Raw genomic sequence first — 13,482 nt, 5'->3', positions numbered from 1 at the left:
GGCGGACCCCGCCGCGGTCAACGTGTGTCATGACCCGACCAAGCACGGATGCCGGCACGTGAGTCCCTTGGGAATCTGGGAATCGAGGTGTATCCAGCGTGTTACCAGGAAACGAGCCGTCGGACACGCACACGGGCACGGGCACGGGCACGGAGTACGGCGGGTTGCTCGGCAGCCTGCGCGGGCTGGCCCCCTGGGCCGTCACCCCCTCCGCGCCCCCGGCCAAAGGCCCTGGAACAGCCGTCCGCCCCGACACAGACACGGATGCGGATGCGGATGCGGATGCGGATGCGGACACCGGTGACGGCTGGGTCTCCTGCGGCCGGACCATCCTGGAGCGGTGTTCCGCCCATCCCGACCGGACCGCGCTCTCCGACGGTGCCGAGGAGATCAGCTACGGAGAACTCGCCGCGCGGACCGACACGCTCGCCGCGGCCCTCGCCGGCGCCGGCGTCGGCCGAGGCGACATCGTGGCCCTGGTGATCGACCGGGGCCTGGAGTTCGTGATCGCGCTGCTCGCCGTGTGGCGTGCCGGTGCCGCCTATCTGCCGCTGTCCGCCTCCTATCCGGAGCCCTATCTGACAGGCGTCGCCGCCCAGGCGGAGGTGGCACTGGTGCTGGGCAGGCCGATACCGGGCTTCCGCCATCTCGCCACCGGCCCCCCGGCGGGAGAGCCCATGGCGGCGGACCGGAAACGGACGGCGGTGGCGGCGGCGGCGGTCGAGGACACCAACACCCCCGGTGACCTGGCCTATGTGATCGCCACCTCCGGCTCCACCGGCACCCCCAAACTGGTCATGATCGAGCACCGGGGCCCCGCGCGGCTGATCGGAGCCCAACGCGATGTCCTCGGTCCCGTTCCGCCGCACTCAAGGGTCCTCCAGTACGCCCATCCCGCCTTCGACGCGGCCCTGTTCGACATCCTTCTGGCGCTGGCGAACGGCGCCCGCCTGGAGGTACTGGCCGACCCCCACGTCGCGGGTGACGCGCTCGCCGAGGTCCTCGCCCGCCGGCGCGTCACCCACGCCGTGCTTCCCGCGGCGGTGCTCCGGACCCTGCGGCCGGGCCGTCTCCCCGAGCTGGACGTGGTCATGAGCATCGGCGAGGTGTGTCTGCCGGAGACCGCCCGCCGATGGGCGGCGCACCATCGTTTCTTCAACGGGTACGGGCCGACGGAGACCACCATCTGCGCGACCCTGCACCGCGCGGACGGCACCGAGGCCACCCGGGTGCCGATAGGGCGCCCCGTTCCCGGCTGGCATGTCGTCCTCCTCGACGGCCGGGGCGAGCCCGTCGGGAAGGGAGCCGTGGGCGAGATATGCATCGGCGGCGCCGGAGTGGGCCGCGGCTATCTGGGCCTGCCGGAACTGACGAAGGAACGATTCATCAGAGGCCCAGGCGGTGCCAGGCTCTACCGCAGCGGCGACCTCGGGCGGATACGAGCCGATGGTGCCGTCGAGTACCTCGGACGCGCCGACGACCAGGTGAAGCTGCGCGGCGCGCGGATCGAGCCGGGGCAGATCGAGGCCGCCCTCGCGGCGCTGCCCGGCGTACACGACGCGGTGGCGCTGCTCGACCGCCGGGGCGAGCCCCGGCTGCTCGGCTATGTGACCGCAGACGGCTCGCTGCCCGGCTCCGAGGAGCTGCGGGCGGCCCTCGCCCGGACCCTGCCGGAGTATCTGGTGCCCGAGCGGGTGATCACCGTCGAGCGCTGGCCGCTCACCGTCAGCGGCAAGGTGGACCGGGCCGCCCTGCCCCGGCCGGGGCGTGCCGCCGGGGGCCCGGCGGCGGCCCCCGCGAACGCGACCGAGGCCGCGGTGGCGGAGGCCGCCGCCGAGCTGCTCGGTCTGGACGAGGTCGGTGTGCAGGACGACCTGTTCGCGTGCGGGGGCACGTCCCTCTTCGCCGCGCAGCTGTCCGCCCGGCTCCGGGCCGGGCTGGGGGTCGAGGTCCCTCTCGGTACGGTCCTGGACGGTCGTACCCCGGCGGTGATCGCCGAGCGGATCGGCCGGAACCCGCCGGCCGGCCCCGGCCCGCGGCCGGGGCGGGAGTCGCCCGAACCGTCGCACGCACAGCGGCGGGTGTGGCTGATGCACGGGCTGAACCCGGGGGCACGTGCGTACCACTCCCAGTCGGTGATCCGGCTGGCGGGAAACCTGTCACTGCCGGCTCTGGAGGCGAGCCTCACCCGGATCGTGGCGGCACACGAGGTGTTGCGCAGCCGTTTTCCCACCGTGGACGGCGAGCTGACCTGCGTGGTCGACGAGCCGTGGCCGGTCGGCCTGGAGGTGCGTGACCTCAGCCGGTCCGGTGACCAGGACGCGGCCGTGGGGACGGTGGTGGGAGAACTGCTCCGGGCGCCCTTCGATCTCGCCCATGAACCGCCGTTCCGGTGGGCGCTGCTGCGGATCGGCGCCGAGGAGCATCTCCTCGTCCATGCCGAGCACCATCTCGTGCACGACGGCTGGTCCTTCCGGCTCTTCCTCCGTGAACTCCTCGACGGCTACTCCGAGTATCTCGCCCACGGACGCGTCGACCGTGAGCCGCCCCGGGTGGGCTACTACGACTACGCGCGCTGGCAGCGGGAATGGCTGGGTTCCGACGAGGCGCACCGGCAGCGCGCCTTCTGGCGCGCGGAACTCGACGGAGCGGAGACGGTGCTGCGGCTGCCGCATCGCGGGGCCGGCTCCGCCACGGAGTTCCGGGGCGCCGCCCCGAGGGTCGAGATCGACGGGGAGCTGGCGCGCCGTCTCGCGGATCTGGCCGAGCGCGGCCGGGTCTCGCTCTTCACCGTGCTGCTCTGCGCCTACTTCGTCCTTCTGCACCACTACACCGGGTCCCGTGACATCCTGATCGGTTCGGCCGTGGCGAACCGCCGTTGGCGGCAGACCGAGGAGCTGCTGGGCATGTTCGTCAATACCGTGATCTTCCGGGGCAGACTGGACGGCGACCCCGCGTTCACGAGCCTGATGCGGCTGATCCACGAGCGGTCGATCGCGGTCCTGGACCATCAGGAGCTTCCCTACGATCTGGCCTTCGCGGAGTCGGCGGCCCGGTCCGGGGAGAGCGCCCGTCCGCTGGTGCAGACGATGTTCAGCTTCCATGACGCGCCCCTGGGCCCGTTGCGGCCGACCCCGCTGGAGGTGACGGTGATCGAAGGGGTCGCGAACGGGTCGTCCAAGTTGGATGTGTCGGTCGTCGCGGTGCCGCGCTATGCCCAGCCCGGCCGTATCTCCCAGCTCCCCGGTGATCTGATCTCCGTTCCGCGGTCGGCGGACCCGGTGCCGGGGAGCGACCGGACCGTACTGGAGGGCATCACCCTCGCCTGGGAGTTCGACACCGATCTCTTTGACGGGTTCTTCCGCACCCGGATGACGGAGGCGTTCACGACGCTCCTCCGGTCGGTCGCGGACGCGCCCGACACCCCGCTGTCACGGCTGGTCCCGATGGACGGCCGGACCCGTGAAGAGGTGCTGGAGTGGGGGCGGGGACCCACCGTCGAACCGCCCTCGGACTGGCTGCCGGATCTGGTGGCCCGCTGGGTAGGGGAGACTCCGCACGCCCTCGCCGTCGGGGGTGCCCCCGCGCTGACCTATGCCGAGCTGGGCGCGTGGTCGGACCGGGTGGCCCGCCGGCTGCGCGCGCGGGGCCTCGGACGGGGGGATGTCGTCGCGGTGCTCCTGCCCCGCGGGCCGGAACTCGTCGTCGCCCAGCTCGCGGTGATGAAGTCGGGCGCGGCCTATCTGCCGTGCGATCCCGCGCATCCCGGGCCCCGGCTGGCCGCGCTGATGGCGGACTGCGGGGCGAAGACCGTGCTGACCAGCGAGGAATTCGCCGCCGCCACCCCCCGGGGGGCGACCGCCCTGACGCTGGAGCGGATGCCCGCGTGCGGAGGCGAACCGCCCGGGGACCCCGGCGCGGGCTCGGACGCCTGCTACGTGATCCATACCTCGGGGAGCAGCGGCGCGCCCAAGGGGGTCGTGGTCGAGCACCGGTCGATCACGGGGCGGCTGTACGACGACGGTGTCACGGGGCTGGCTCCCGGTGCGGTCCTCCTGGCCGTCGCCTCGCCCGCGTTCGATGTGTCGGTGCTGGAGGTGTGGGGTCCGCTCGTCCATGGCGCGACCGTCCGCTTTCTGCCGCCGTACTGGGACACGACACTCCTGGCGCGGGGGCTGAGACAGCGCGGAGTGACCCACGCCGCGCTGTCGGCCGCCGTCTTCCACGAGCTGGTCGCCCAGGATCCGGAGGCGCTCCGGGGGCTTCGGCGGGTGGTCGTGGCCGGGGATGTCCTCTCCCCCGAGGCGGTCCTGGCGCTGCGTGCCCGGGGGATCCGTCGGATCTCCAACGGGTACGGCCCCACCGAGACCAGCGTCCTCGTCAGCGGTGTGCCCCTGGACGAGTGGCAGCCGGCCGGCCGGGTGCCGATCGGGCGGCCGCTGCCGAACACCTCGCTGTATGTGCTGGACGAACGGCTGCGGCCGGTCCCGCCCGGTGCGGTGGGAGAGATCTGTGTCGGCGGCCGGGTCGTCGCGCGCGGCTACATGCGGCCGTCGGAGGCGTTCGTCCCCGACCCCTTCGGCCCGGGGACGCTCTACCGCACCGGCGACCGGGGCCGCTGGCTCGACGGTGGACTGCTGGACTTCGCCGGCCGCGCGGACGATCAGGTGAAGATCCGCGGACACCGTGTCGAGCCCGCCGAGGTGCGTGCCGCCCTGCTCGGGCTGGAGTGTGTCCGTGACGCCGTGGTCGTCGCGGACCGGGAGGCGGACCGCCTGGTGGCGCACGCGCTGACCACCTGGACCGGGGACGCGGTCCGGCACGCGCTCGCCGAGGTGCTGCCCTCCTATCTGGTGCCGAGTGCCGTCGCCACCTATACGCGATTACCGGCCAACGGGTCCGGAAAGGTCGATATCGCGCGGCTGGCGCGAACACCGCCGTCCGCGGCGGCGGACCGCGCGCCTGCCCCTCTGGAGCAGCTGATCATCGAGCTGGTCGGCGATGTGGCCGGAGTCCGGCCGGGCGTTCACGACAACCTCTTCGACATCGGGATGCATTCGCTCCAGGTCATGCGGCTGACCGCGCGTATCACCGCCTCGACGGGTCTCGCGGCGGGGCTGGTCCTGGTCCTCACCCATCCGACGGTGGCCGGGCTCGCCGCCGCGCTGGAGTCGGCGCCGCCCGCCGACGGGGCGATCCCCAGGGCGGAGCGGTGACCGCCTCCTTCCCGCTCTCCGCCGCACAGCACACGGTCTGGTCCCTGCACACCCGGGACGCCAGTGGACACCGGCAGAGCAGCCGGCGCGTGTTCGAGGTGACCGGGCCGCTGGATCCTGCGGCCCTGCGTTCAGCCCTGGACGCCCTCGTACAGCGGCATGAGCCGTTGCGGACGGTGTACCTGGACGGGCCGGTACAGCAGATCCGGGACGATCTGCCCGCCGGCTTCCGGCTGGTGCGGGAGCCCTCACCGCCGGGCCCGTTCGACATCGCCCGGGGCCCCCTCCTGCGGGTGGACCTCCGCCCGCTGGACCCCGGGCGCCATGAGATCACGTTCTCCCTGCATCTCCTGGCCGCCGACGGCTGGTCGATGAGGGTGTTCTTCTCCGATCTGGCCGCGCTCTACCGGGCCGGGGTGCGCGGCCGGGCCGCCGGACTGCCGGAGCTTTCCGTGCAGTACGTCGACTGGGTGGCCTGGGAGGCGCGGCGGCTGACCGCGCGCCGACGCGAACAGCGGACGGCGGAGCTGACCGAGTGGTGGCGCCGGGCCCTCGCCGGCTGCCCCCGGCCGGCCGCTCCCGACAGCGCTCCCGACCGCGCCGCCGGGCCGGCTCCGGGCCGACGGCTGTTCAGGGTCCTGGACGCAACCGTGACCGGCGCTGTCCGGGCACTGGCGGCCGGCCACGGCCATACCGCGTTCACCGTGCTCGCCGCGGTCTGCGCCCTCGCCCTCGCCGGCCGGAGCGGCCAGGAGCGGGTACCGCTGGGGCTGGCCGTGGCCAACCGGGACCATCCCCAGCTGGATCGCCTCCTCGGCTTCTTCGTCACCCTGTCGGTGCTGCCGGTGGATCTCCGGGGCGATCCCGAACTCCGTTTCCTGCTGGGCCGCGTGGCCGGGACGACCGCCGCCGTGTACGAGCATCGCGATCTGCCGCTGGAGCGGCTGACCGCCGCCGCCTGGGGCCCGGGCGGGCCGGGACGTCCGCTCCTGCCGGAGGTCGTCTTCGCCCATCACGCGGCGGGCACCGTCGGGGGTCTGGTCCTCGACGGCTGCGAGACCGTGGAGCTGCCCGTTCTGGACGGGGCCAGGTTCGGGCTGACCATCCGGGTGGAGGACACCCCCGACGGGGGCTGCCGGCTGTGGGCCGAGTACGACAGCGGGCGTCATGACGGAGACGCGGTCGCGGGGCTGCTGAGGGAGTACGAGGTACTGCTGGCGGCCGTGGTGGCGCGGCCGGATTCGCGCCTGTCCGAGCTGCGCGCCTTGGCGTTCAGACCATCCGGCCCACTCCCTTGAATCCCACACACCTCCCACATCTCCCACATTTCCTATATCCGATGCATCCGACACAGGGAGGCAGAACGCACCATGACCGACGACGACGCGGCGCACCCCGCTGACGCCGGGCCCTCCGCCCCGTCCTACCCCCTGCCGAAGGACCCGGCCCGGCCGCTCGACCCGCCGCCCGCCTACCGGGCGCTCCGCGCGTCGGACCCGATCACCCGGGTGCGGGCCTGGGACGGCAGCAGCCCCTGGCTGATCACCCGTTACGAGGACGCGCGCCGGGCTCATCTGGACCGGCGTCTCGTCGCCGACGTCAAGGCGCCCGGCTACCCTCATATCTCGGCCTCGTCGCGGGTCCGGGGCGAGGGAGTCGTCCCTTTCCCGTTCACGCCGCCCGAGCAGTACGCGGCACGGCGGGCGCTGTACCTCAAGGAGTTCCACCCCGGCCGGGTGGCGGAGCTGAGGCCGTTCGTCCAGCGCGTGACGGATGAACGGATCGACGCCATGCTGGCCGGAAAGCGCCCGGCCGATCTCCTACGGGACCTCGCCCTGCCCCTCGCGACACAGACGGTCTGTGAACTCCTCGGCATGTCATCGGCCGACCGGGACGCTCTGCACCGGCTGAGCCGGACCGTCGCCTCCCGCACGGCGCCCGCCCAGGAAGTGGCGCGTGCGCTGACCGCGCTGGAGGCCCACTTCCACGCCCTGGTCGCCGACAGGCGCGACGGGCGCGACGGGCTGATCGGCCGGATCGTCCGCGACCATGTGCGAACGGGCGAGCTGGACGAACACGATGCTGCGGCCGACCTCATGATCCTCTTCTTCGCGGGCCACGGCCCGACCGCGTACATGATCGCGGCAGGGGCCGTCGCACTGCTGCGGCACCCGCGGCAGATCGGCGTCCTGACCGGCACGGACGACGAGAGGGCCCACGCGGTGGCCATCCACGAGCTGCTGCGGTACGTGACCGTCTCGCACAACGCCCGGCAGCGCGTGGCCACGGAGAGCCTCGAACTGGGGGGACAACTCATCCGTGCCGGAGAGGGCGTACTGATCCAGACGGACTCCGCCAACCGCGACGAGCGGCGGTTCCCTCACCCCGACCGCCTCGACCTGGGCCGCGCCGAGGCCCCCCGCCATCTCTCGCTGGGGCTGGGCCGGGGCCACTGCGTGGGTCACGCCCTGGCACACCTGGAACTGGACGTGACGTTCACCACGCTGTTCCGCCGGATACCCGGACTCCGGCTGGCCACCGGCCTTGCAGAGGTCCCGTTCATCCCGGACGAGAACCTTCTGGGGGTGGCCGAGCTGCCCGCCACCTGGCCCGGGTGACACCGGCCGGCACGCGGCAGGGAGAACGGCATCACCACGCCCGCCGAGCCGGCGAAAACCGCGCCGCCCAGCAGCGGCGCGTTCACCGCGTTCATGGTCGGACCTCCCGGTGTCGTCTGCATGCAGTAGTACAGCTCGTCCCCGGGGGTGACACCGTAGAACTGAATCCGGCCAGAGAACCGGCCGAAACTCCGCCGACCGCCCGATCGTTCGCGGCGTGTGCACCCGGGGTCCGGCTCCCGCCACCACGTCGCGGGAGCCGGCCCCCCGGGTGATCAGCGCAGGGTGCGGAGGAAGACGTCCGCCTTGCCGTTGGTGTCGCCGGGCACGAGGTCGGCGGCGGCGGACTGGAAGACGACATGGCGCCCGTCGGCGCTGACGGCGTCGATCCCGGCTGTCGCGGGCTGGTCCGAGACCGTCTCGTCGGTGCCGGTGCGCAGGTCGCGCAGGACGAGCGAGGGTCCGGTTGTGGGGTCGTGCGGGGCGTACAGGAGGTGGTTGCCGGTGGGGTCGATGGCCACGCCCCGCACGTTGGCCACCAGCTGCGCGGTGCCCGTGGCGGTGTCGTGGACGTAGGTGTCGGCGCCCGAGCGGTAGACGACCTTGCCGCCGTTGTTGCTGATCTGGACGAGTTCGGCGGCCTTCGCCGGGCCCTCGATCGGGCCCTGGGGGGTGCCGTCGTTCCGGTCCCACAGGAAGATGTCCTGTGCCCCGCCGTCCTGGTAGGCGAGGAAGCGGCCGTCGTCGCTGAGGGAGGGCAGGGTCGGTTCGGTGTTGTGGATGACGTCGATCACGTACTTGACGGCCGTGTCGTAGTTGATGACCTCAATGCGCTGATTGGGCTCCGGACGCCGGAACTGGACGTCGTACGCCAGATGCTGGCCGCTCGCGCCGAGCGACATCCGGCAGTAGGCGGCCGGGCAGAGGGGGCTCGCCGGCCATCCGGTGCGCAGGTCATGGATACGCATGTGCTCGTTCCGCATCCTGAGGACCGGAAAGGCGACGTGGTCCCCGTCCGCGCCGATCGTCGGGGCCTGGACCGGGGTCTCGTCCCCGATCTGCGTGGTCCGGCCGGTCTGCCGGTCGCGGACGTACACCGTGTCACCCGTCGTCGCCGCGTTCGTCCCGAGGTACCGGGTCGACGACGTGAAGACGACGCGTCGGCCGTCGGGTGTGAGAGAGGCGTCGCCGGAGTGGTTGTCGGCCTGGAGGCCCTCGGAGGTGACACTGATCCTCTCGACACCGGCCACGCGCTCGGCCGCGCCGTCCGTCCCGGCCGCCTGGGCGGCCGAGGCCGCGCCGGGCAGCGCCGCCGTGATCGCGCACACCGCGACCACGGCGCTCAGAACGACCCGGATACGTCTCTGTCTGGTGGTACTCCGCTTCGCGTTTGCGCTCATTGTTCCCCCCAGTCAGGTCACATCTCCGGTCCACGACCGGAGAACACAGCATGCAACCACGAGGGAACCGCCGGGTCGAGACACGGATTCGGTCATGTGGGAACGGCCGATCACAACGGTCTGGGAGAACAGGCGGGGCCGTGCGGCCCGGCGGGACGGGACCGTTACACCCTCGACCGCGGCGTGACCCGGCCGGAGCGGGGCGTGGAGCACCGGGCCGACGGAATCAACCGTGTGCCGCGGGAGGTGTACCACGAGGTCACCGCCGTGCACGAGCCGGGCCGGACGCTGACACTGTGCAGGCCCGGCGAGCGTCGACGGCCCCGGCGATCAGCGCCTCCGCCCTCGTGGGACTGCCGTCGGACAGATCCCATCCCTGTGTTCCAGCGGCGGAAGAAGTCCCGCTCGTATCTGGTGCGGTCCTCCGGGCCGAGGGGCAGCCGGCGGACGGCCGCCACGATCGGAAGGGTCAGCCCACCATGAGGGCGAGGACCGCCCCCGGGTGGCCCGGCGCGAAGGGGCACCGGCCCACCGAGCGGCCCCGCGGGCCGGAGGCGCTCCCGTCATCGGGCGGATTTCCCGCAAGCCACGTCACCACGGCGAACCCACGCCGCTCACGGGGTCCCTCCGTGTCGGCCCGACGAAGTGGGCAGGCTGAGTAGTGCCACGGCTGTGGCGTCGTCGCGCTCCCCGGTGCGGCCTTCGCGGGCGGCAGCAGTCAGGTCGTCGGTGAGAGCCCCGGCGGCCTCTCGTACGCTGTCGGCCATCCGCCCACCGTAGGGGCCGGGCATGGCCACCCAGGGGAGCCCGGAGCCGGTATCCCACGGTTGAGTGACCCCGGGAGCGGGTCCGACTTCGCCGTGGCAGCCGCACTTCAGGAGTGTACTGCCGGCCTCCGGTCAGTCCACGCCGCTGCGTTCAGGCAGTCGGTGCGGCAGCCGAGGCGGTCGTGGGTGAGGGCGATGTCGCCGAGGGCGCGTGGCAGAATCCCGGCTCTGATCCGTGGCATGTACAGAGAGACACAGGGGTGGGGAATGGGACGGCGGTCGGGCGTGGTGACGGCGGTGTTGGCGGGGGCGCTGGTGCTTACGGGGTGCGGTGGGGGATCGGGGAAGGAGCCGGCAGGGAAGAAGGCGGAGGCGGTGTCGTCCGCGCCGTCCGGGACCGACGGCATGACGGGGAAGGCAAAGCCGGGGAAGCCGGGGCTGATTGAGGTGAAGACGAGCGAGGAGGTCACGGAGGACTTCCGCACCGCCTCGACGGGGGTCGGCACCGGCTACACCCCCTTCGAGGTTCCCCCTGGGCGGGAGCACTGCCAGGTGGGCGGGATCGTCTCGGACCAGATGGCTGCGGGGCAGGGCCAGGTGGAGCAGGTCGTGGCGGGGCTGCGGGAGCTCGGCTGGGTCCCGGCGGGCCAAAGCGGGGTCAGGGTGAAGGACGGGGTGACTCTGGCCGATCTTCAGGCGGGCCCCTGGAAGGTCCAGTTGTCAGGCGCCGACTACCCCGGGGATGTCCGGGAAGAGATTTCCGCGAACGCCGGGCTGGCGTTCGAAGCGGTCGGTGACTGCGATGCGAAGCCGAAGCGCTCCCCCGGCGGCACGGGAGGGGAGAAGCGGGGCGGGACATCCCGCGAGCAGGTCGTACGGGATCTCCGGGCGGCGCTCAAGGCCCTCGGCACGGAGCCCACCTTCAAGAAGCAGGAGGCCGACTGCGAGGTGAGCGCGGTCCTTCCGCTCACGGTGCGCCCGGGGAGAGCGGAGCTGCGGCGGATCGCCGGCCTGCTGGAGGACCACGGCTGGAAGGACGAGAGCGGCATGGGGATCACGGCCGACGACGACGGCACGATGGCGATGGCGATGGACCACGGAGACTGGTCCGTCGTCATCGGGAACGACCGGACACCACAGGGCCTGAAGCACGCCATCGTCGCCGACGCCTTCGGGCCCTGCGACGAAGGGCTCTGAACCACCGGAAAAGAGAGACCGTGGATCTCCCGCTCCCCGGCACTGCTCCGCGCGCCCCTCTCACCCCGCCTCTGGAGGAATCGACCCGTTCTACGCTGATCGAAGCCATGGGCACGGCGGGTGCCGTGCCCGCGACATGGGAAGGGCCTTCCTGGATGTCTGAGCAGAACGCGACGAGATGGACCGTCCGCCATGAGCAGCGGGTCGAGGTGCCGGCCACGGTGGAGGGGATCCGGGCCGCGCTGCCCGAGGATGAGCGTCAGCGCTTCGAGATGGAGCTGGGGCGGGCGACGGCGGAGACCGTCGCCGATGTGGTGCGGCACTGGGTCCTCAATCTTGCGTCCGGACCGGAGGACGAGGACGAGTTCGCCCGGCTGGAGGCCGAGAACCGGGGTGCCGCGTGAGCCGTTACGAGATCGCGTACGCCCCGGTCGCCGAGGCGACGCTCAAGCAGTACGCCGGGGAGAGCGGCTTCCGCACGGAGATGGCGAGGACTCTGGGCCGCGACCCGTACGGACACAAGTCCAGAGCTGTCTGCGGTGAGCGTGACCGTCGAGAAGCCACCATCGCCGGAGTTTTCCTCCGCTCCTACGTGGCGGAGGCCGTCGTGAAGGTCACGGTGGTACGGATGGTGACCCCTCCCTGACGGGAACTCCCGCGAGCGGTGGGGTACGGGCCAACCGAAGCGGAACCTCTGTGGATGACGATGGCACCGAGGCCGCCTGGGCCGTGTTCCGCGCCGCTGCTCGAATCCGCCGGCTTCCTCGCACTCCTCTCCACCGGCGGCGCCGGGAGCGACCTCATCGCCGCCGTCTCTCCCGGGAACGTTCGGCTGCGGTTCAGCGGCATCCACTGGACCGAGTACGACTGGCCCCAGGTGGCGCCGACGAACTGGAGCAGCTCACGGAGGACATCGCCGCAGTGCAGCGCGGCGACGGCGTCCTCTGCTACCGGAACCAGGACGGCGAGATCGAATACACGGGCGGCCAGCTCGGCGGACACGGCGTGGATATGCCGTTCCGCGAGGAGACAGCGCTGCGCCGGACCCTCGGGCTGTGGCGGGGTGAGCCTGGGCAGGGGCAGCGCTCGGACATCCCGTCGCACCCGGGCTTCTGGGGCGGTTGGGGGCTGGGTGCAGGCCGGCGGTGCAGGTCAGGTTCTGTGGCGGGTGGCGAGGAAAGCGGCCCACTCGTCGGCGGATCGGGCGATCGAGCCGGCCGTGGCCCACTGGTCGGCGGCGAGATCGTGCCAGCGCCGTGCCTCGGCTTGCGCGAGCACAGCTATGGCCTTCGGGTCGGCCGTCGTCCAGCCCGGTACCCGGGCCGCCCACCGCCACGCCTGCTCGGGGGAGTGCCCGCCGGTGGAGACCAGCCGCATCCCCCACAGCGCCGTGTCGATCCACGCCGGGCCGGCCGTGGCCCATGACCAGTCGACCAGCCGGGCCCGGCCGTCCTCGACGAGGACGTTGGTCGACGCCGGGTCGGTGTGCAGCAGCGCTGATCCGGCGAGGAGTTCACAGTCGGCGTCGGCGCAGTAGTAGCCCCAGCGGTCCCAGGCGGTAGGCAGCCGCACTCCGGGGGGCGCGGGCCAGGGCGCCAGCTCGGCCAACGCTGCGGCGACCGGCGCGAGGTCCGGCGAGCCGGGCACGAAGTCCGCGTCCCGGCCTCGCACGCCCTCGAAGGCGAGGAGATGCCAGCCGTGGCCGTCCAGACGCCACAGGACCCGTGGCGCGCTCGGCGGCAGGTGAGGGTTCACCGCCTCTTCGAGGTCCAGCTCGTCCACGGGCGACCAGCCGGGCCCCCACCACGAGTCGTCCTCCTCAAAACCGGCACCGTCCGCAGGCGCAGGGGCCCGCTCGCGCTGCCCCTTGACGAAGACGAGCGCCCCCGATTCCACCTCCAGCAGGGAAGCGATCCCGGCCGCCGCCGAATGCTCGGTGTCACGGGCGGTGAACGGCATACCGAGGCGCTCGCTGACCGCGGCCACCACCGCCCCGGGAAGCCGCGCCCAGCCGATGCGCCCCGACGTCATCCTCAGTTCTCAGCTGCCGGCGGTACGGGCGGGTTTGGAGGGAAGGGAGGGTTCTTGTCCGGGGTCACGGGCCCCGGTGGACGCCCGGCGGGCTTCGGCGTCACGGGTCCCCGGGGCGGCCTGTTCGCCTCGACGGTCGTCATGAGAAGCAGGGTAGAGACCAGGACACAGCGTCATGGTCGGTTTGCCTCATCGCGGCTGATTCCGGTCAGATGGTGGCCGGATCATCGGCTGGCCGGGGAGCCGATCCCAG

8 protein-coding genes are annotated in these 13,482 nt (G+C 72.4%); 6 read left to right on the top strand and 2 right to left on the bottom strand.

Annotation, left to right across the window (positions count from 1 at the left end; translation table 11 throughout):
* Positions 1–98: 98 nt before the first annotated feature.
* The 3 genes from SYYSPA8_RS13520 (at position 99) to SYYSPA8_RS13510 (ending at position 7,834) form a co-directional block, all read left to right on the top strand.
* Positions 99–5,216: a non-ribosomal peptide synthetase gene (locus SYYSPA8_RS13520; RefSeq protein ID WP_323447345.1), complete on the top strand. Its 5,118-nt coding sequence runs from the start codon at positions 99–101 to the stop codon at positions 5,214–5,216.
* Positions 5,213–6,514: a condensation domain-containing protein gene (locus SYYSPA8_RS13515; RefSeq protein WP_323447344.1), complete on the top strand. Its 1,302-nt coding sequence runs from the start codon at positions 5,213–5,215 to the stop codon at positions 6,512–6,514. The genes SYYSPA8_RS13520 and SYYSPA8_RS13515 overlap by 4 nt, the downstream gene beginning before the upstream one ends.
* Before the next feature lie 72 nt (positions 6,515–6,586).
* Entirely contained in the window at positions 6,587–7,834 is a 1,248-nt protein-coding gene (locus tag SYYSPA8_RS13510; protein ID WP_323447343.1) for a cytochrome P450, read from the top strand.
* Positions 7,835–8,109: 275 nt separating this feature from the next.
* On the opposite strand, the gene SYYSPA8_RS13505 is transcribed toward SYYSPA8_RS13510, so the two are convergent.
* Positions 8,110–9,234 (bottom strand): hypothetical protein, encoded by a 1,125-nt coding sequence (locus SYYSPA8_RS13505; RefSeq protein WP_323447342.1) that lies wholly within the window; start codon positions 9,232–9,234, stop codon positions 8,110–8,112.
* 1,172 nt (positions 9,235–10,406) lie between these two features.
* Here SYYSPA8_RS13505 and SYYSPA8_RS13500 point away from each other — a divergent pair.
* The 3 genes from SYYSPA8_RS13500 (at position 10,407) to SYYSPA8_RS13490 (ending at position 11,844) form a co-directional block, all read left to right on the top strand.
* Complete coding sequence (locus tag SYYSPA8_RS13500) at positions 10,407–11,198, top strand: hypothetical protein (protein WP_323447341.1); 792 nt, start codon at positions 10,407–10,409, stop codon at positions 11,196–11,198.
* 155 nt (positions 11,199–11,353) lie between these two features.
* Positions 11,354–11,602 (top strand): hypothetical protein, encoded by a 249-nt coding sequence (locus SYYSPA8_RS13495; protein ID WP_323447340.1) that lies wholly within the window; start codon positions 11,354–11,356, stop codon positions 11,600–11,602.
* A complete protein-coding gene (locus tag SYYSPA8_RS13490; protein WP_323447339.1) occupies positions 11,599–11,844 on the top strand; it encodes a hypothetical protein in 246 nt (81 codons plus the stop codon). The genes SYYSPA8_RS13495 and SYYSPA8_RS13490 overlap by 4 nt, the downstream gene beginning before the upstream one ends.
* A 506-nt stretch (positions 11,845–12,350) precedes the next feature.
* Here SYYSPA8_RS13490 and SYYSPA8_RS13485 read toward each other — a convergent pair.
* On the bottom strand, positions 12,351–13,229 hold the full coding sequence (locus tag SYYSPA8_RS13485; RefSeq protein ID WP_323447338.1) for an aminoglycoside phosphotransferase: 879 nt from the start codon (positions 13,227–13,229) through the stop codon (positions 12,351–12,353).
* Positions 13,230–13,482: the final 253 nt, after the last annotated feature.

Origin of the sequence: Streptomyces yaizuensis (assembly GCF_034961445.1) — a bacterium.
Lineage (GTDB): Bacteria > Actinomycetota > Actinomycetes > Streptomycetales > Streptomycetaceae > Streptomyces > Streptomyces yaizuensis.
Note: the sequence above shows the minus strand (reverse complement) of the source record. Positions and strands in the feature narration are given on the sequence as shown.